At 69.8% G+C, this 18435-nt stretch carries 16 protein-coding genes; 1 reads left to right on the top strand and 15 read right to left on the bottom strand.

The genetic code is table 11. From position 1 onward, the window contains the following. Positions 1 to 117: 117 nt before the first annotated feature. The 14 genes from D7Y04_RS23495 to mraZ are packed head-to-tail and all read right to left on the bottom strand — an operon-like array spanning position 118 to position 15561. Positions 118 to 1074, bottom strand: a complete 957-nt coding sequence (locus D7Y04_RS23495; protein ID WP_120594382.1) for a D-alanine--D-alanine ligase — start codon at positions 1072 to 1074, stop codon at positions 118 to 120. Continuing rightward, a complete protein-coding gene (gene murB / locus D7Y04_RS23490) occupies positions 1071 to 2003 on the bottom strand; it encodes a UDP-N-acetylmuramate dehydrogenase (protein ID WP_120594383.1) in 933 nt (310 codons plus the stop codon). The genes D7Y04_RS23495 and murB overlap by 4 nt, the downstream gene beginning before the upstream one ends. Positions 2004 to 2006: 3 nt before the next feature. Further along, positions 2007 to 3431 (bottom strand): UDP-N-acetylmuramate--L-alanine ligase, encoded by a 1425-nt coding sequence (gene murC / locus D7Y04_RS23485; protein WP_121760753.1) that lies wholly within the window; start codon positions 3429 to 3431, stop codon positions 2007 to 2009. After that, positions 3428 to 4579 carry an undecaprenyldiphospho-muramoylpentapeptide beta-N-acetylglucosaminyltransferase gene (gene murG / locus D7Y04_RS23480; protein WP_120594385.1) on the bottom strand — a complete coding sequence of 384 codons (1152 nt, stop codon included), beginning with the start codon at positions 4577 to 4579 and terminating at the stop codon, positions 3428 to 3430. The genes murC and murG overlap by 4 nt, the downstream gene beginning before the upstream one ends. Next, a complete protein-coding gene (gene ftsW / locus D7Y04_RS23475) occupies positions 4576 to 5739 on the bottom strand; it encodes a putative lipid II flippase FtsW (RefSeq protein WP_120594386.1) in 1164 nt (387 codons plus the stop codon). Before ftsW ends, murG begins: the two co-directional genes overlap by 4 nt. A 5-nt stretch (positions 5740 to 5744) precedes the next feature. Beyond that, positions 5745 to 7115 carry a UDP-N-acetylmuramoyl-L-alanine--D-glutamate ligase gene (murD, locus tag D7Y04_RS23470; protein WP_121760752.1) on the bottom strand — a complete coding sequence of 457 codons (1371 nt, stop codon included), beginning with the start codon at positions 7113 to 7115 and terminating at the stop codon, positions 5745 to 5747. Positions 7116 to 7147: 32 nt separating this feature from the next. Then, positions 7148 to 8326, bottom strand: coding sequence for a phospho-N-acetylmuramoyl-pentapeptide-transferase (mraY, locus tag D7Y04_RS23465; protein WP_120594388.1), 1179 nt, complete (start codon positions 8324 to 8326; stop codon positions 7148 to 7150). Further along, positions 8326 to 9726, bottom strand: a complete 1401-nt coding sequence (murF, locus tag D7Y04_RS23460; protein WP_121760751.1) for a UDP-N-acetylmuramoyl-tripeptide--D-alanyl-D-alanine ligase — start codon at positions 9724 to 9726, stop codon at positions 8326 to 8328. The genes mraY and murF overlap by 1 nt, the downstream gene beginning before the upstream one ends. Before the next feature lie 25 nt (positions 9727 to 9751). After that, the gene (locus tag D7Y04_RS23455; RefSeq protein ID WP_120575428.1) at positions 9752 to 11290 is read right to left on the bottom strand and encodes a UDP-N-acetylmuramoyl-L-alanyl-D-glutamate--2,6-diaminopimelate ligase; all 1539 of its coding nucleotides are present in this window, start codon (positions 11288 to 11290) and stop codon (positions 9752 to 9754) included. Positions 11291 to 11339: 49 nt separating this feature from the next. Next, a complete protein-coding gene (locus D7Y04_RS23450; protein ID WP_121760750.1) occupies positions 11340 to 13361 on the bottom strand; it encodes a penicillin-binding protein in 2022 nt (673 codons plus the stop codon). After that, positions 13358 to 13750, bottom strand: a complete 393-nt coding sequence (locus tag D7Y04_RS23445; protein WP_120575430.1) for a cell division protein FtsL — start codon at positions 13748 to 13750, stop codon at positions 13358 to 13360. The genes D7Y04_RS23450 and D7Y04_RS23445 overlap by 4 nt, the downstream gene beginning before the upstream one ends. After that, entirely contained in the window at positions 13747 to 14652 is a 906-nt protein-coding gene (gene rsmH, locus D7Y04_RS23440) for a 16S rRNA (cytosine(1402)-N(4))-methyltransferase RsmH (RefSeq protein ID WP_120594391.1), read from the bottom strand. The genes D7Y04_RS23445 and rsmH overlap by 4 nt, the downstream gene beginning before the upstream one ends. A 24-nt stretch (positions 14653 to 14676) precedes the next feature. After that, positions 14677 to 15060: an STAS domain-containing protein gene (locus D7Y04_RS23435; protein WP_120594392.1), complete on the bottom strand. Its 384-nt coding sequence runs from the start codon at positions 15058 to 15060 to the stop codon at positions 14677 to 14679. Positions 15061 to 15108: 48 nt separating this feature from the next. Then, entirely contained in the window at positions 15109 to 15561 is a 453-nt protein-coding gene (gene mraZ / locus D7Y04_RS23430; protein ID WP_120566798.1) for a division/cell wall cluster transcriptional repressor MraZ, read from the bottom strand. Positions 15562 to 15799: 238 nt separating this feature from the next. On the opposite strand from mraZ, the gene D7Y04_RS23425 reads away from it, so the two are divergent. Next, positions 15800 to 16510: a PilZ domain-containing protein gene (locus D7Y04_RS23425; protein ID WP_120594393.1), complete on the top strand. Its 711-nt coding sequence runs from the start codon at positions 15800 to 15802 to the stop codon at positions 16508 to 16510. Between the two features lie 33 nt (positions 16511 to 16543). Here D7Y04_RS23425 and D7Y04_RS23420 read toward each other — a convergent pair whose 3' ends face one another. Beyond that, the gene (locus D7Y04_RS23420) at positions 16544 to 18352 is read right to left on the bottom strand and encodes an acyl-CoA dehydrogenase family protein (RefSeq protein WP_121760749.1); all 1809 of its coding nucleotides are present in this window, start codon (positions 18350 to 18352) and stop codon (positions 16544 to 16546) included. Positions 18353 to 18435: the final 83 nt, after the last annotated feature.

Raw genomic sequence — 18435 nt, 5'->3', positions numbered from 1 at the left:
CTGCGTGCGGACGTCGAACCACGCCAGTTTTTGGCTACAGGCACGTCGCTGTAGCGGCATGGGGGGACCACCCCGGCCTGCAAGAGACCGGAACTCCAGGAAAGAACGCGGAGCGGCTCAAGCCTTGAGCGAAGCGCCCTGAAGCAGCCGCTCACAGAGCGCCGGGAAGTCGATGCCCCGCCCCGCCGCGATTTTGGGCAGGAGGCTGGAGGCCGTCATTCCGGGCAGCGTGTTGATTTCCAGCAGGAAGACGTCGCCACCTTCCGTGACGATGACGTCCGAGCGCGAGCCGCCGGAACACCCCAGCGCCTTGTGCGCGCCCAGGGAGACCTCGTTGACGCGCGCGTACAGGTCCGGGGGCAGCGGCGCGGGGAAGAGATACTGAGTACCGCTGCCGGCCTTGTACTTCGCTTCGTAGTCGTAGAACTCGCGGGCGGCCTTCACTTCGATGACGCCCAGGGCCTCGTTGTCCAGCACGCCGCCCTGCACTTCCCGGCCCTTGATGAACTGCTCCACCAGGAGCGTGCCCGCGTGCTTCGAGGCGTCCTGGACGGCCGCGGTGTAGTCCTCGCGCGTCTTGCAGATGTGCACGCCCACGCTGCTGCCCTCGCGGCTGGGCTTCACCACCACCGGGAAGGGGAACGGCAGCCGGTCACCTTCCGCGAGCGCGGCCTCCGCCGTGTCGAAGGCGCGGTAGGGGGGCGTGGGGATGCCGCGCGCGACGAAAATCTCCTTCGCGTACACCTTGTCCATGCCCACGGCGGAGGCCATCACGCCGCTGCCGGTGTAGGGGATGAACATGGCCTCCAGCAGGCCCTGGATGCAGCCGTCCTCGCCGAAGCGGCCGTGCAGCGCGAGCCACGCCACGTCCACCTTCTCCGCGATGAGGCGCGCGGGCAGGTCCTTGCCCACGTCGATTTCCACCACGTCGTAGCCCAGCCCCTTGAGGGCGCCCGTCACCGCGGCGCCCGTGCGCAGGGACACCTCGCGCTCGCTGGAGAGGCCGCCGTACAGCACGCCGACGCGCTTCGCCTTCAACTCAGCGGGGGTGAAGCCTCGGGGACCGATGCTCATGGAAGGAAGACTCCGACGAATTTGACTTCGGGGTGCATGACGACGCCGGTGGCTTCCTTCACCCGCTCCTGCATCAGGGTGATGAGGCCCCGCACGTCCCGAGCGGCCGCGCCGCCCAGGTTGACGATCCAGTTCGCGTGCAGGGTGGACACCTGCGCGCGCCCCAGGGTGTGCCCCTTCAGGGCCACGAGTTCAATGAGCCGCCCGGCGTGGTCGCCCGGCGGGTTGGTGAACACGCTGCCGAAGTTGGGCTGACTCAAGGGCTGCGTGCGCTTGCGGTAGCCCAGGTCCGCGTCCATGGCCGCCTTGCTGGCCACGACATCGCCCTTGGGAAGATGGAAGCGCACGCGGGTGACGATACCTCCCGCGGGCAGTGTGGCGTGACGGTAGGTGTGAGGCACCTGCGCTTTGTCCAGCCACCCCACCCCGTCCGCGGTGGCGACTTCAATGGCCTCCACCACGCGGAAGCACTCGCCGTTCTTGGTGCCGGCGTTCATGGTGACGGCGCCGCCCAGGGTGCCGGGGATGCCCGCGAGGAACTCCGCGCCCACCAGGCCCTGCGCGCGCATCACGTTGACCAGCCGGGCAATGGCCGCGCCCGTGCCCAGCGTCACCCGGCCGTCGTCCGGGCCCACGTCCAGCGCCTCCGGGAACAAATCCGGAGGCAGCTTCACGGTGAGCCCCGGCACGCCGCCGTCGCCCACCAGCGTATTGGCCCCGCCGCCCAGCACCGTCACGGGGATGCCCTCGTCACGGGCCAGGCGCAGCAGCTCCACCAGCGCGTCCGGTGAGCGCGGACGCACCAGCGCCTCCGCGGGGCCGCCCACGCGCACGCTGATGAGCGGCGCCAGGGGCTCGCCCGGCTTCACGTCCAGGCCCGGCAGCCGCGCCACGCGCGCCGCCAGAGGTGTCACCTCGCCCGCCTGCATCCCCTACCCGCCCTTCGCCGCGCCCATCAGATGGAGCAGGTCGGGGCCCACCTGGGTGATGTCGCCCGCGCCCAGCGTGAGCACCAGGTCGCCCTCGAGCACGCGCTCGTGGAGCGCCTTCGCCACGTCCGCGCGCTTCTCCACGAACGTCACGTCGCGGTGGCCGTGCGCGCGGATGGCCTCCGCCAGCGCGTCGCCGGTGGCGCCGGGAATCGGCTCCTCGCCCGCCGCGTAGACGCTGGTGACGAAGAGCACGTCCGCATCGTTGAACGCGGTGGCGAACTCCTTCATCAGGTCGTGCGTGCGCGTGTAGCGGTGCGGCTGGAAGGCGGCCACCACCCGGCGGCCAAAGGCGCGGCGCGCGCCGGACAGCGTGGCCATCACTTCCGTGGGGTGGTGCCCGTAGTCGTCCACCACGGTGACGCCTCCCACCTCGCCGCGCACGGTGAAGCGGCGCTGCACGCCGCCGAACTCCGCCAGCGCGGAGCGCACCGTCTCCAGCGGGATGTCCATCTCCTCCGCGATGGCCACCACCGCCAGCGCGTTGAAGGCGTTGTGCGCGCCCACCATGCGCACCCGGAACTCGCCCAGGTCCTCGTCCCGGCGGAAGGCGCGGAAGGTGGTGGTGAAGCCGTCCAGCGAGATGCCCTCCAGCCGGTAGTCCGCCATGTGCGAGCTGCCGTACGTGACGAAGCGCTTCTCGATGCGCGGCAGCAGCGCCTGGACGTTGGGGTTGTCCAGGCACAGCACGTTGAGGCCGTAGAACGGAACGCGGTTGCAGAACTCCACGAAGGCGGACTGGAGCGTCTCCAGGTCGCCGTAGTGGTCCATGTGCTCCGGGTCGATGTTGGTGACGACCGCGATGGACGGGTGCAGCTTGAGGAAGCTGCCGTCGGACTCGTCGGCCTCCACCACCATCAGCTCGCTCTTGCCCAGCTTGGCGTTGGAGTCGAGCACGTTCACCTTGCCGCCCACCACCGCCGTGGGGTCCAGGCCCGCCGCGGACAGCACCGTGGCCACCATGGACGTCGTCGTCGTCTTGCCGTGGCTGCCGGCGACGGCGACCGCGTACTTCAGGCGCATCAGCTCCGCGAGCATCTCCGCGCGAGGGATGACGGGAATCTTGCGCTGGCGCGCCGTCACCACCTCCGGGTTGTCCTTGCGCACCGCGGAGGAGATGACCACCACGTCCGCGTGCACCAGGTTGGACGCCTTGTGGCCCTCGTAGAGCGTGGCGCCCAGCTTCGCCAGGCGGCGGGTGATGTCGCTTTCGCGCAGGTCCGAACCGGAGACGCGGTAGCCCAGGTTGAGCAGCACCTCCGCGATGCCGCTCATGCCGATGCCGCCCACGCCCACGAAGTGCACGTGCGCCGCGTGGCGCGTCTTGAAGAGGCTGCCGGGCTTGTTGCTGACGGTCTTGCTGCTCATGCCTTGCTCCCGGGTGCCTTCTTCACGTCCTTCTGTCCGCGGTCCCGTCCGCCCGGGCCCCAGGCCTGGGTGGTCAGCTCCACGCACACGTCCGCCAGCTCCTTCGCCGCGGCGGGGCGGCCGAAGATGCCCGCCTTCTTCGCCATCTGCTTGAGCTTCGCGGGGTCCGTCATCAGGCCGCGCAGCGTTTCCGCCAGCTTTTGCCCGGTGAGCTCCGACTCGCGGAACATGATGGCCGCGCCCGCGTCCACCAGCGCTCGGGCGTTCACTTCCTGGTGGTTGTCCGTCGCGTGCGGGAAGGGCACCAGGATGCTGGGCTTCTTGCACACCGTCAGCTCCGCCAGGGACGTGGCGCCCGCACGGCAGATGACCAGGTCCGCCTTCGCGTAGGCGGAGGACATGTCGTCGATGAACTCCACCACCTGCGCCACGTCCGCGAAGCCCTTGTCCGCGTAGCCCTTCTTCACGTTCTCCAGGTCCAGCTTCCCCGTCTGGTGGACGATGTCGAGCTGCCCCTTCACATCGCCCAGCGAGTCCAGCGCCTCCAGCACGCGGTTGTTGAGGCCACGCGCGCCCAGGCTGCCGCCGAAGATGAGGACGGAGAACTTCTCGTGCGCGGAGCTGCTGCGCAGGTAGTTGTCCATCAGCTTCTTGCGGATGGGGTTGCCAATCATCTGCACCTTGGCTTCCGGGAAGTGGTTGCGCGCTTCCTCGAAGGAGGTGAAGACGACCTTCACGATGCGGCCCAGCACCTTGTTGGTGAACCCGGGCAGCGCGTTCTGCTCCTGGATGGCCGTGGGGATGCCCATCAGCCACGCGGCCAGCACCACCGGGCCGCTCGCGTAGCCGCCCACGCCCACCACCACGTCCGGCTTGTGGCGCGACAGGATGCGGAACGAAGCGAGGAACGCCAGGGGCAGCGCGATGAGCCCCTTGAGCAGGCCGATGAATCCCTTGCCCTTGAGCCCCTGCACCTTCACCAGCTCCAGCGGGTAGCCCTCCTTGGGCACCACGCGCGCCTCCAGGCCCTTCTCCGTGCCAACAAACACCACTTCGTTGGCGGGGTGGCGAGTGACGACCTCCTCCGCCAGCGCGATGCCCGGGAACAGATGGCCGCCGGTGCCGCCGCCCGCGATGAGCACCTTCACGCCGTCACCTCCCGCAGGTCCGACGAGCCCGCGCGCACCGGCCGCGTCGCGCCCTGCGTGTTCGCGCTGAGCGACAACAGCACACCCGCGGAGCCCATCAGCACCACCAGCGACGTGCCGCCGTAGGACACGAACGGCAGCGTCAGGCCCTTCGTGGGCAGCAGGCCCATGGCCACGCACATGTTCACCGTGGCCTGGAACGCGATGATGGAGCTGATGCCCAGGCCCAGGTACGTGCCGAACGTCTCCCCCGCCGCCAGGGCCGCGCGGATGCCGCGCCACAGGACGATGGCGTACAGCGCCACGAGCAGCCCCACGCCGATGAGCCCCAGTTCCTCACCCAGGATGGAGAAGATGAAGTCCGTGTGCGCCTCTGGCAGGAAGAACAGCTTCTGCCGGCCGTCCCCCAGGCCCAGGCCGGTGATGCCGCCGGAACCGATGGACATCAGCGACTCCGCCACCTGGTAGCCCACGTCGTGCCGGTGGGCCCAGGGGTCCAGGAACGCGAGGATGCGCTTCATGCGGTAGGGGCTGGTCGCGATGGCGACGAAGGCCAGCGGCAGCGCGAGCAGGATGGAGCCCACCAGGTACGACAGCTTCGTGCCCGCCGCGAACAGCAGCACGAAGAGCATGAACACCAGCAGCACGCTGCTGCCGAAGTCCGGCTGGAGCATGCACAAGAGCACCAGGATGCCGCACAGGGCCAGGTGCGGCAGGAAGCCGATGGAGAACGTGGCCACCTTCTCCCGCTTCTTCGCCAGCGAATAGGACAGGTACACGAGCCACGCGAACTTGGCGATTTCAGCCGGCTGCAGGCTGAAGCCCGGCAGGCGGATCCACCGCCGCGCGCCGCCCGCCGTGGTGCCGATGCCGGGAATGGCCACCGCGATGAGCAGCACGATGGCGACGAGCAGCAGCGGGTACGCCAGCCGCGCCAGCTTCCGCCACCCCAGCTTCATGGCCACCGCCATGGCCACGAGGCCAATGCCCGCGGCGGACAGCTGACGCTTGAGGAAGTAGAGGCTGTCGCCCAGCTTGTCCTGCGCGAGCACGGCGCTCGCCGAGTACGTCATCACCAAGCCTAGCGTCACGAGCGCCAGCACCGCGCAGAGAAGAATCGGATCGAACCGCACGGGAGCGGTCGGAGGAGAGGTCTTCATCACGGTCAGAGCGCCCCGACGAGGCGCTTGAACGTGTCGCCCCGGTCCTCGAAGTTCTTGAACTGGTCGTACGACGCGCATGCCGGGGACAGCAGGACCGTGTCCCCCGCCCTCGCCACCTCACGCGCCTTCGCCACCGCCGCGTCCAGGGTGCCGCACGCGTGCACCGGCGCGTCGTTCGCGTACGCCCGCGCCAGCGCGTCCGCGTCCTGGCCAATGGTGAGCACGCCCTTCACCTTGCCCTGCCCCGCCTCCACCATGGGCGCGTACGGCGCGCCCTTGCCCTTGCCGCCCGCGATGAGCCACACGTCGCCAGCGAACGCCTTGAGCGCCACCAGCACGGAGTCCACGTTGGTGGCCTTGGAGTCGTTCACCCACTCCACGCCGTCCAGCACGCGCACGCTCTCCAGCCGGTGCGCCAGGCCCGGGTAGCTGTCCAGCCCCGCCTGCACCGCGTCCTTCGCCACGCCGCCCAGCCGGGCCAGCAGCGCCGCCGCCATCGCGTTCTGCGCGTTGTGCGCGCCCCGGAGCGAGCGGTTGGTGAGCGTGTAGGACTCGCCCGCGAACTCCAGCTCGAAGCCGCCGGGCCGCGCGATGGCCAGCCCCGCCAGCTTCGGCGCGTCCACCACCGGGCGGCCCGTGAGGCTGAAGCCGTACACGGGCACGCGCGCGGAGGCGGCCAGCCCCATCACCGCCGCGTCATCCGCGTTCACCACGGCGAAGTCGCTGGCGCCGTCCTGGTTCATGAAGATGCGCGCCTTGGCCGCGCCGTACACGGCGTGGTTGGCGTAGCGGTCCAGGTGGTCCGGCGTGAGGTTGAGGATGGCCGCGCCCGTGGGCTTGAGCTGGTGGATGCCTTCCAGTTGGAAGCTGGACAGCTCCACCACCAGCGCGTCCCAGTCCCCGGGGGACATGGCGGCCTCGGCCAGCGGGCGCCCCAGGTTGCCGCCCACGAAGGTGCGCAGGCCCGCCTTCGCGTACAGCTCGCCGGTGAGCGCCGTGGTGGTGCTCTTGCCGTTGGTGCCGGTGATGCCCAGGAAGCGGGTGGCCGTGAGAAGGCGGCTCGCGAGCTCAATCTCGCCCCACACCGGGACGCCCGACGTGCGCGCGGCCTCCAGCTCCGGCAGGGACAGCGGCACGCCCGGGCTCACCACCACCAGGTCCTGGCGGGTGAGCAGCCCCGGGGGCGTGGCGCCCGTGACGAGCGTCACGCCCTTCGCGTGCAGCTCCTTCGCGACGTCGCCGAGCGCATCCTCGGAGCGCGCATCCAGCGCCGTCACCTTCGCGCCTTGCTGGACCAAAAGCCGCAGCGCCGCGACGCCGCTCTTGGCCAGCCCGAACACCGCGACATTCCGACCGGACAGCGAGGGATTCATGGGGCGGGCCGACCTCGATGGGGGCAAAGCGACTAGCGCAGTTTCAGGGACAGCAGGGCCACGCCACCACAGAGAATGGCGACAATCCAGAAACGCACGATGATCTTCGGCTCGGCCATGCCCTTGAGCTCGAAGTGGTGGTGCACGGGCGCCATCTTGAAGACGCGCTTGCCCGTCATCTTGAAGGACGTCACCTGGATCATCACGGAGAGCGCCTCCGCGAAGAAGATGCCGTGGATGATGGCGGACACCACTTCGTTCTTGGAGAACACGGCCAGCCCGCCCAGCGCGCCGCCCAGGGCCAGCGAGCCGATGTCGCCCATGAACACGGACGCCGGGTAGGTGTTGAACCAGAGGAAGGAGATGCCCGCGCCCACGATGCTCGCGCAGAAGACGGCCAGCTCCGCGCCGCCCGGCACCTGGAGGATGCCCAGGTAGCGGTACAGCGGCGTGGCGGTCAGCCGCGTGACGCCGTTCACCGTCTCCGTGTCCGCGATGTGCAGCGTGGTGCCCGCCACGTAGCAGAGCACGCAGAAGGTCACCGCCGACACAATGGTGGGCACGATGGCCAGGCCGTCCAGGCCGTCCGTGAGGTTCACCGCGTTGGACGTGCCCACAATCACGATCCACGCGAACACCACGTAGAACCAGCCCAGGTCCGGGTTGAACCAATGGGACGGCACGAACGGCAGCGTCAGCCGCGTGTCGATGAGCAGCGTGGGCCCGAAGGAGCCGTCCGCCTTCGTCCACGTGCACATCAGGCCGAAGATGGCGATGAGGAAGAAGAGCGTCTGCAGCGCCATCTTCTTGCGCCCGGCCAGGCCCTTGGAGTTGCGCTTGGACAGCTTGAGCCAGTCGTCCAGGAAGCCGATGAAGCCGTAGCTGAAGGTGAGGAGGATCATCACCCAGACGCCGCGGGACTTCAGGTCCGCGAACAACAGCGTGCCCGCCGCGATGCTGATGAGGATGAGCGCGCCACCCATGGTGGGCGTGCCCTTCTTCTTCTGGTGGCTGTCCGGGGTGTCCTCGCGCACGTTGCTCTGCCCGTGCTGCTTCAAGCGCAGCCGCGCGATGAGGCGCGGCCCGATGAGCATCCCCAGGAGCAGGGCGAAGACGCCCGCGGCGATGATGCGGAAGGTCGGGTAGCGCAGGAAGTTGAGGACGCGCCCGGCCTCGGTGTTCTGGATGAGCTCGTACAGAAGGTACAGCACTAGTGACTCCCTCCGGGGGGTGCCGCGCCCGTCAGGGCCGCCACCACGCGCTCCAATCGCATGCCGCGACTGGCCTTCACCAGCACCACGTCACCGGGTGACAGCCGGGGCGTCAACCACGCCACCAATGGCTCCACTTCGGTGAAATGGGCGGCGGAATCTCCCATGTCCGCGCTGCCCAGACCGCCCGAGGACCGGGGGCCGAAGAACGCGACCAGCTTCGCGTGCCGCGCGACGAGCTCACCCAGCCGGGCATGCTCCTCCGCCTCGCCCGCGCCCAGCTCCAGCATGTCGCCCAGCACCGCCACCGCCCGTCCGCCTTCCGGCACCAGCGTGCCCAGCGTGACGAGCGCGGCCTCCATGGAGGCCGGGTTGGCGTTGTAGCAGTCGTCCACCACCGTGATGCCGTTCCTGCCATCCACGATGTTGAGCCTGCGCGCGTACGGCCGCGCGGACTCCAGGCCCTTCACGCACTCCTCGGGGGAGTAGCCCAGGGCCAGCGCCGTCGCGAACGCCGCCGTCGCGTTCTGCGCGTTGTGCGGCCCCACGAAGTGCAGGCGCACCGGCCAGTCCTTCCCCTGGTAGCGCACGGTGGCCACCATGCCGTCGCGGCCCAGCGTGTGGACCGCCGTGAGGCGCACGTCCGCCCATTCCGCCCGGCCGAACGTCAGGTGCTTCGCGCCGCTGCGCGCGGCCTGGCGCACGATGAGCGCGTCGTCCACGTTCACGACAGCAGTGGCCTGGGGCAGCAGTTCGCGGAACATCTCCCCTTCCGCCTCCGCCACGCCCTCCAGGCTGCCCAGCCCCTCCAGGTGCTCCGGCTGGACGACGGTGATGACACCGGCGTCCGGCTGGACCTTTCGGGTGAGCCGTTCGATTTCGCCCGGCTGGTTCATCCCCACTTCGATGACGGCCGCCACGTGGGACGGCTCCAGCCGGAAGAGCGTGAGCGGGACGCCCACCTCGTTGTTGAAGTTGCCCTCCGTCTTCAGCGCCGGGCCCCGCGTGGCCAGGATGGCGCCCACCATCTCCTTGGTGGTCGTCTTCCCGTTGGAGCCCCCCACCGCCGCGACCGGAATCTGGAAGCGGCGGCGGTGCAGCGCGCCCAGGCCGCCCAGCGCGGCCAGGGTGTCATCCACTTCGTACAAGGCGAAGCCCGGGGGCAGGGCCGGCAGCGCCCTCCCCCGCTTCACCACCGCCCCGGCCGCTCCCTGGCGTTGGGCACCGTCCACGAAGTCGTGGGCGTCGAAGCGCTCGCCCTGCAGCGCCACGAAGAGGCACCCGGGGGTGAGCGATCGCGTGTCGGTGCAGACGGCGGGAAAGCCCGCTTCCACGGGCTCCCCGCGCCGGGTCGCACCCGTCGCCTGCACCACCTCGTCATCGGAGAATCGAACGGCCATGGAGGGGGGGTGGCCTTGAGAAGGTTCAGCCCGGGATGCGGTTGGCCAGCGCGCGCGCGGCGACTTCGCGGTCGTCGAAGGCGAGCTTCTCGGTCCCCACCGTCTGGTAGGTCTCGTGGCCCTTGCCGGCGATGAGGACGACGTCGTCGTCCTTGGCCAGGTTGATGACCTGCTCGATGGCGGCGCGGCGGTCCGCGTCCACCAGGTAGCCCTTCTCCCCGACCTTCGCCTTGCCCTCGGAGATGCGGCGCAGGCCGCCCTTCTCCAGGCCCGGCGTCACCTCGGAGATGATGGTCTCCGGATCCTCCGTGCGCGGGTTGTCGCTGGTCACCATCACCAGGTCCGCGCCCTCCGCGGCCACCGCGCCCATCAGCGGGCGCTTGCCCTTGTCGCGGTCGCCGCCGCAGCCGAAGACGACGATGACGCGGCCCTTGGCCAGCGCGCGCGCCGCTTCGAGGGAGCGCTTGAGCGCGTCATCCGTGTGCGCGTAGTCCACCAGCACCGCCGGCGCCGGGCCGCCGCGGTGGTTCTCCGCACGGTCCATGCGGCCAGCCACGCCCGTGACGAGCTCGATGCCGCTCTTCACGTCCGAGCGGCTGATGCCCGCGCCCAGCGCGATGCCGGCGGCGAGCATGATGTTCTCCAGGTTGTGGGGCCCCAGGAGCTTGCTCTTCACCTTGATGTCGCCCGCAGGCGTCTTCAGGGTGGCCTCGATGCCCTTGAGCGAATAGGCGGCATCCGCGGCGGAGATTTCACCCGCGCCCGTGCGGCTGAACTTCCACGCCATGCGCTTCTGGTTGCGCAGCTCCGTGTAGAGGCGGCTGGCGAAGGCGTCGTCCGCGTTGACGACCGCGGTGCCGGAGGCGCCCAGGTTCTCCAGGAAGAGCTTGCGCTTCACCTGGAAGTACTCCTCCAGGTCCTTGTGGTAGTCTAGGTGGTCGCGCGACAGGTTGCTGAAGCCGGCGGCCTTGAAGGTGAGCCCGTGCACGCGCTCCTGCGCGAGCGCGTGGCTGGAGACCTCCATCACCACCGTCTCCACGCCCGCGTCCACCATCTCGCGGAAGATGCGGTGCAGTTCCAGCGGGTCCGGCGTGGTGTTGGCCAGCTCCGTCGTCTTGCCACCGAACTTGTAACCCAGCGTGCCGATGACGCCCGGCGCCGGAGAGCCGGTGTACATGGCGGCCGTGGCGAGGATGGCCTCCAGCAGGTACGTGGTGGTCGTCTTCCCGTTGGTGCCGGTGACGCCCAGGAGCGTCAGCTTGTCCGCGGGACGGCCGTGGAAGTTGGCCGCGATGAGGGCCAGCGCCTTGCGCGCGCTGCTCACCTTGAAGAACGGCACCTGCGACGACTGGCCCTGCTTCTCCGACACCACGGCGACAGCGCCGCGCGACACGGCTTCACCAATGAACTGGGCCCCGTCTTCCTTCAGGCCCGGCACGGCAATGAAGAGATCCCCCGGCTTCACGCGCCGCGAATCCTGCGTCACTCCCGTGACGTCGACCGCGGAACGGCCGCCCGAGGTCTGCTCGGCTCCACACCCTGCGAGGACATCCGTCAGCTTCATCTCTTCCCCTTCACACGCATTGCTTGCGGGGCCTGGAAAGGACACGGCCTCATTGCCGCGTCGCCAGTTCCAGCGTCACCCGGGCCCCCTTCTCCACCAGCGCACCGGCGGGGGGGGTCTGAGATACGACTCGTCCACTTCCTTGCAGCTGTGGCTCCAACGCCGCGGCGAGCAACTTCACCACGGCTTCCCGTCCCGCCTGACCCTGGACGTCCGGCACACGCACCGTGCCGGGCTCCGGAGTCTCGGTCACCGCATCCTCCAGGCCGGCCCGAACGGGCACGACCTTCGCCAACGCCTTTGGTGCCGGAGGGGGCACCACGGGCGCGGCGGCCGCGGCCACCTCGGCGGGTGCCACCGTCCGGGACGGGGGCACGGCCAGGTGGGCCATGGCAGCGGTAGCGATTTCCTTGAAGGCAGGGGCAGCCACGTTCCCCCCGTATACGTCTGTCTTGGGTTCGTCCACCACCACGAGAATCACGGCGCGCGGGGCCTCGGCCGGTACCATGCCCGCGAACGACGCGATGCGTTTGTCGGAATACCCCCGTGCCACGGGGTCCGCCTTCTGTGCGGTACCCGTCTTGCCGGCCACCCGGTAGTCGTCCATGGCGGCCTTGGGCGCGGTTCCTCCCTTGACCACCACGCTCTCGAGCATGCCCACGACCTGGCGCGCCACCCTCTGGGAAACCACCCGCCGCAGCTCCGTGGGCTGGTTTTCCAGCAGTACCACGCCGTCCGGGTCCACCACCTTGGAGACCAGGAACGGGCGCATCAGCACGCCGTCGTTGGCCAGCGCGCCGTAGGCCGCCGTCAGCTGGACGGCGGTGGAGGTCATCCCCTGGCCGAAGGATTGGGTGGCCAGGGAGATGTCCGATTTCGGAAACGGGATGACGCCGCGGCTCTCGCCGGTGAGCGCCAGGCCGGTGCGCTCCGCGAAGCCGAAGGCGTGGTAGCCGGCGACGAACTTCTCGCGGCCCAGGGCATCGGCGACCTTCGCGGCGCAGATGTTGGAGGACACCTGGAGGATGCCCTGCGCGTTGAGCCAGCCGTGCGGGTGGGTGTCCCGGATGGTGTGACGGCCGATGCGCAGGGAGCCGTTCTCACAGAAGAACAGCTGGTCCGCGGTGATGGCCTTCTGCTCCAGCGCGGCGGCCACCACGAAGGCCTTCATCGTGGAGCCGGGCTCGAAGGAGTCCAGCGCGGCGCGGTTGCGGATGGCGTTCTTCACGCCGTCTTCCGGCGTGTTGGGGTTGAAGCGCGGGTTGTTCGCCAGCGCGAGAATCTCCCCGGTGCGCGGATCCAACACCACCGCCATGCCCGCCGTCGCCTTGGCGTCGTCCACCGCCTTGGCCAGCGCCTTCTCCGCCACGTACTGGAGGTGGCGGTCCAGCGTGAGGGTGACGGCGGCGCCCTGGCGCTCCAACGGATCCATGGCGCCCTGGACCATCAGCTTGCGGCCCTTGGCGTCGCGGAAGCCGGAGGTGCGCGAGTTCTGCCCGGACAACTCGTCCTCGAAGGCCAGCTCCAGGCCCTCCAGGCCGTGGCCGTCGGTGCCCACCATGCCCACGATGTGCGCGCCCAGCTCGCGCTGGGGATAGAAGCGCTTGGGCTCCTTGGTGAAGCCCAGGCCGGGCAGGCCCAGCGCCTTCACCGCCTCCACTTCCTGGGGCTTCGCCTGGCGCTTCACCCAAGCGAAGCGCTTGGCGCGCGACAGGCGCGCGGTCAGGTCGCCACTGTCCAGGTGCACGGCGCGGGCGAGCTGACGGGCCGCCTGCGGTACGTCGGGGAGCAGGGACGGGTCCACCCAGATGGAGTCCACCTCCACGCTCTGCGCCAGGGGCGTGCCGCGCCGGTCGAAGATGTCTCCGCGCCGGGCGGGGATGTCGATCTGCCGGACGTACTGGTCCTGCGCGAGGCCCCGCAGCTTCTCCTGCTGGAAGACCTGGAGGTAGACCGCGCGGCCGAACGCCGTGCCCAAGAGCGCGAGGAACAGCCCGAACAGGAGCTGGACCCGCAGCCTGAGCCCCTTCGTGTTCGACTCGGGAATCCGCGCGCTCTTCAGGTCCCTCACCGCTGGGTCCCCCGCTCCGCCACGCGGACGGCCGGGGCCGCGGAACGGGCCTGCGCGGTGCCGGAGCCCTTCACGCGCTCGTCCGCCAGGGACACCACCGCGCCGCCCTTGGGCATGGCCATGCCCAGCTGCTCACGGGCCACGCGCTCCAACCGGCCCGGCGCCTTGAGCGTGGCCAGCTCCAGCTTGAGCCGGTCGTTCTCCCGGGTGAGCGAGCGGCTCTCGCCCTCCGCGTTGGACAGGCGGTAGCCCATGTCCACCACCAGCACGCGGCTGGTGACGTGGAGGATGCCCACGGCCGCGAACAGGGTGAAGAGCATGACGGCGGGCAGCAGGTGCATCAGCACGCCGGCCACGGACACGGAGGGACGCGAGAGGGCCTTGCTCATCGGATTTTCTCCACCGCGCGCAGGTGCGCGCTGCGAGAGCGGGGGTTGGCCTCGACTTCCGCTTCGGAAGCCGCGACGGCCTTCTTGGACACGAGGACGAAGTCACCCTGGCTGTTGCACACGCACACCGGGAAGCCCGGCGGACAGGTGCACCCGCCCACCAGGGCGCGGAAGGCTTCCTTCACCTTCCGGTCCTCCAGGGAGTGGAAGGAGATGACCGCGGCGCGGCCGCCCACCTTGAGCAGCGAGGGCAGCGCGGCGAGCAGAGAGTCCAGCGCCTCCAGCTCCCCGTTCACCGCCATGCGCAGCGCCTGGAAGGTGCGGGTGGCCACGTGGATGCGGTCCGGCCACGCCTTGCGAGGCACGGCGCGCTTCACCACCTCCGCGGCCTCCAGCGTGCGCTGGGGCAGCGCCTTCTTCAGCTCCCGCGCGATGGGCCGCGCGAAGGGCTCTTCCCCGTAGTCCTTGAGCAGCTTCGCCAGGTCGCGCTCGTCCGTTTCGGCGATGAGCTCCGCGGCGGTGATGCCGCTGTCGCCCATGCGCATGTCCAGCGGGCCCTCCTTCATGAAGGAGAAGCCGCGCTCGGCCACGTCCAACTGGGGCGAGGACACGCCCAGGTCCACCAGCACGCCGTCCACGGGCAGCAGGTCCTGCGCGACGCTGAGAAGGTCCGCGAAGTTGCCCTGCCGGGCCTGGAAGCGCGCGTTGACGCCCATCCGGGCGGTGGCCGCGGCCAGCGCCACGGGGTCCCGGTCCACGCCCACCACCGTGGCGCCCCGGGCGAGCAGCGCCTGCGTGTGGCCTCCGCCACCGAGCGTGCCGTCGAGGATGACCTTGCCCTCCGCCGGGTTCAGCAGCTCCACCGTCTCGTGGAGCAGGACGGTCTGGTGCTGGAAGTCCACGGGAGGGGGCCTTGGGGTGCGGGGTCAGACGAAGGGAGCGCGCGCGAGCTGGAAGGCGGCCCGGGCATCGTTCATGTGCGGGTACAGCTCGAAGGCGTCATGGGCGCCGGCCGCGCGGAAGATGGCGGCCAGGTACGGCGACAGCCCGGACAGCTTCACGTCTCCACCGGAGCGGCGGAACGCGTCCGTGCGGGCCATCAGCGGGCGCACGCCGCGGTAGTTCAGGTGAGACACGTCCGCGAAGTCGAGGACGACCTGACGGGTGCCCCGGTGCAGGCGGTGCATCAGGTCCTCGCACAGCTTGAGCAGGTCCGCCTCCTCCAGCTCGCCCTCCAGCATCAGCGTCTCCACGCGCTCGGACGCCGCCACCACCGCCCTGGTCCGACGAACCTCCTGAAGCTGGTCCATGCGCCTACCCACCCTTCTCTCGCGAAACCAAAGCTGTCGACTTCCTGGCTACGGCTGGCGCAGCTCGCCCAGCACCCGCAACACGTCCGGGGAGGTGGCTTCCTGGCGCGCGTCCTCCTGCGCCTTCGCCCAGCCTTCCTGGCTCCAAAGCTCAATCACCTTCACCATCCCCGCCCACACCACTTCCTTCTCCAACTTCGCGTACGCCCTGAGCGACGGCGGGATGAGCAACCGGCCCAGCTTGTCCAGCGGGCACTCCTGCGCGCTGGCCACGTACAGCCGCATCAACGTCTTGACCCCCGGCTCCATGGGGTTGCGCCGGGCGAGCGCGGTCTCCAACGCCTCCCACTCCCGCACCGGATAGGCGTGGAGGCAGGGGTCCAGGGCCGTGGTGACGATGAGCCGCTCGTCGTAGGCACCCACCAACGTCTCCCGAAGCTTCGCCGGGAGGCTGGTGCGCCCCTTCGCGTCGATCTGGTGCTCATAGACGCCTCGGAACACGCGGGACGATCCACCTTTTCAGCCCAGCACGGGACGGACCACCACTCCTTCCCACTTCTTACCCCTCTGCGGCCGGCATACATACGCGCCCCCCCCAGGGGGGTCAAGAAAGCGCGCAACAGGCTGGAACACCGCGCGCCCGCCGGCGGACATCCGCTGGGGCACATGCCGCGCGGCCTACCTTTGGGGGTGGGGTAAACTTGAGTTCTTTCGCTCCCAGGCTGAGACTGGCGGGCGCGTGAACACGAACGTTCGACTGAAGGTGGCCTACAAAACGCCACAGTCGCTGGTCGGTGAGTACACCCGCAGCGTGGGTCAGGGCGGCGTCACCCTGGAGACGCGCAAGGCCCTACCCCTGGGCACCCGCTTCACCTTTGAACTGCACGCGGGCGGCATGCCGCGTCCGGTGGAGGTGCTGGGCGAGGTCGTCAAAGTGGAGCCGCGCCCCGGCGAGCGCTTCATGCTCACCGTGCGCTACGACGGCGCGGAGGATCGCAGCGCGCTGGACGCGGTGCTCCAGTTCATCTTCGCCCAGGAGGAGCAGAACGGACTGCGCCGCTTCCCGCGCCTGCCGCTGCACCTGCGCGCGAGGGAGGCCGACCCCCGGGCGCCGTTCTTCTACGTGCGAGACATCTCCCGCGGCGGCGTGGGCCTGGAGGTGGACGCCCCCGCCCTGCCCCGCGAGGTGCTGGTGGGCACGCCCTTCTTCATGGAGATGGACATGAAGGAGGGGCCGCTGCTGCTCCACGGCGAGGTGGCGTGGACGTCGTCCGTGCCGCGCAAGGGCGTGGCGCAGGCGGTGACGCCGGGCTTCGGCGCGACGTTCGGCCGGCTGCGGCCGGACATGCTCCAGCGGCTGGAGGCCCTGATGGCGCTGGAGCACCTGCCGCCCGCGCCCTGGCGGGCCCGGGTCAGCTTCGGTCTGGAGGCCGTGTCGCGGATGCCCTGACGCTGCTTCCAGGGCACCCGCGCGCTTCAACCGTTACAGCGGGTTGTACGGGTAGCCGTCGGCCTCTTCCAGGCCCGCGACAATCGTCTCGCGCAGCTCCGCCGGGTCGTACGGCGTGAAGGCATCCAGCGCTGCCAGGCGCTTGAGCTCCAGCGTAAGCGCGTCACCCTTGAGCGTGGCGCAGAGCGCGCGGCGGGTGCGCTCGAAGGCGCGCGTGGTGGACTCCATCGCGTACAGCCGCACCAGCGCCACACGCACGGGGTCCTGCACGCCACCGGTGGCCGCCTGACGGGTGCGCGTCACCATGGAGTCCAGCGCGTACGCGTCCATCACCACGTCCGCCAGCGCGGCCATGACCTCCTGGTGCTTGTCCAGCTCCGTGCCGAAGGTCTCCGCGGCCAGGCGCATGCCGTGGATGGCCAGGTGCTTGGCGCACTCGGCGGCGATCTCCTCGTTGGCGAGCGCGTCATGACGGCCGGCGCGAGGACGCTCGCCGCGGCTCAGCTCCTCCGCCACGGAGCGCGCCTGCGCGAACAGCGGCAGGTCACCCTTCACGGCGCGCTTGAGGAGCATGCCGGTGATGAGCATCCGGTTGATCTCGTTGGTGCCCTCGAAGATGCGGTTGATGCGCGCGTCACGGTAGGCGCGCTCCACCGGGTACTCCTCGATGTAGCCGGCGCCGCCGTGCACCTGCACCGCGTCGTCCACCAGGAAGCCGATGGCCTCCGAGCCGAAGACCTTCATGATGGAGGCCTCGGTGGCGAACTCCTCCATCGCGGCGATGACGTGCGCGTCGTAGTCCGCGTCCGAGCGCTCCTTGGACGCGAGCCGCCCGTCCACCAGGCCCGCCGTGCGGTACGTCATGCTCTCCACCGCGTAGACGAGCGTGGCCATGCGCGCGAGCTTCTCGCGGATGAGCGGGAACGTGGCGATGGGCGCCTTGAACTGCTTGCGCTCCTGCGCGAACTTCAGCGCGCTCTGCAGCTGCAGCTTCATGCTCCCGATGACGCCCGCGCCCAGCTTCAGGCGGCCGTAGTTGAGGATGTTGAAGGCGATGCGGTGGCCCTTGCCCAGCTCGCCCAGCAGGTTCTCCACGGGCACCAGCGCGTCCTCGAAGTAGAGCGGGCACGTGGACGAGCCACGGATGCCCATCTTGTGCTCCTCCGGGCCCACGGTGAGGCCCGGGGTGTCCTTCTCCACGATGAAGCCGGTGAACTTGTCGCCGTCCACCTGCGCGAAGACGACGAACACGTCCGCGAAGGCCGCGTTGGTGATGTAGAGCTTGGAGCCATTGAGGACGTAGTGCTTGCCGTCCGCGGACTTCACCGCCTTCGTCTTCGCCCCGCGCGCGTCGCTGCCGCTGCCCTGCTCCGTCAGCGCGTACGCCGCCACCCACTCACCCGTGGCGAGCTTGGGCAGGTACTTCGCCTTCTGCGCCTCGTTGCCGAACCACACGATGGGCAGCGACCCGATGCCGGTGTGCGCGCTGGACGTCACCGACCAGGAGCCCAACAGGCTCATGGCCTCCGCGAGCAGCAGCGACGTCGTCTTGTCCAGACCCGTGCCGCCGTAGGTCTCCGCGATGTCCACGCTCAAGAGGCCCAGCTCGCCCGCGCGGCGCAGCAGGTCGCGCAGGAGCGCGTTGTCCTTGCCCTCGATGCGCGCGGCCTGGGGCAGCACCTGCTCACGGCAGAACTGGAGCGCCGTCTTGAAGAAGAGCCGCTGCTCCTCGGAGAACCCCTCCGGCGTGAGGATGCGGGTGGAGCCCACCTCCTGGAAGAGGAAGGTGGCCCCAGCGAGAACATCCTGGGGACGGGAAGCGGGCTCGGTTACGGCGACCATCAACGACCTCCGGGGAGGGAGCATTGCCCTCCGAAGCCTTCAGGGGAAAAAGGCGCGCGGGACATTAGGGCGCGCGGACCGTC

This window comes from Corallococcus sp. AB038B (assembly GCF_003668955.1).
Classification (GTDB): domain Bacteria; phylum Myxococcota; class Myxococcia; order Myxococcales; family Myxococcaceae; genus Corallococcus; species Corallococcus exiguus.
This window is presented reverse-complemented; position numbering and strand designations above follow the sequence as displayed.

Excerpts from the sequence above, each read along its gene's own strand:
- D7Y04_RS23495 (WP_120594382.1), bottom strand. The coding sequence starts at position 1,074 with ATGAGCATCGGTCCCCGAGGCTTCACCCCCGCTGAGTTGAAGGCGAAG.
- murB (WP_120594383.1), bottom strand. The coding sequence starts at position 2,003 with ATGCAGGCGGGCGAGGTGACACCTCTGGCGGCGCGCGTGGCGCGGCTG.
- murC (WP_121760753.1), bottom strand. The coding sequence starts at position 3,431 with ATGAGCAGCAAGACCGTCAGCAACAAGCCCGGCAGCCTCTTCAAGACG.
- ftsW (WP_120594386.1), bottom strand. The coding sequence starts at position 5,739 with ATGAAGACCTCTCCTCCGACCGCTCCCGTGCGGTTCGATCCGATTCTT.
- murD (WP_121760752.1), bottom strand. The coding sequence starts at position 7,115 with ATGAATCCCTCGCTGTCCGGTCGGAATGTCGCGGTGTTCGGGCTGGCC.
- murF (WP_121760751.1), bottom strand. The coding sequence starts at position 9,726 with ATGGCCGTTCGATTCTCCGATGACGAGGTGGTGCAGGCGACGGGTGCG.
- D7Y04_RS23455 (WP_120575428.1), bottom strand. The coding sequence starts at position 11,290 with ATGAAGCTGACGGATGTCCTCGCAGGGTGTGGAGCCGAGCAGACCTCG.
- D7Y04_RS23445 (WP_120575430.1), bottom strand. The coding sequence starts at position 13,750 with ATGAGCAAGGCCCTCTCGCGTCCCTCCGTGTCCGTGGCCGGCGTGCTG.
- D7Y04_RS23435 (WP_120594392.1), bottom strand. The coding sequence starts at position 15,060 with ATGGACCAGCTTCAGGAGGTTCGTCGGACCAGGGCGGTGGTGGCGGCG.
- D7Y04_RS23420 (WP_121760749.1), bottom strand. The coding sequence starts at position 18,352 with ATGGTCGCCGTAACCGAGCCCGCTTCCCGTCCCCAGGATGTTCTCGCT.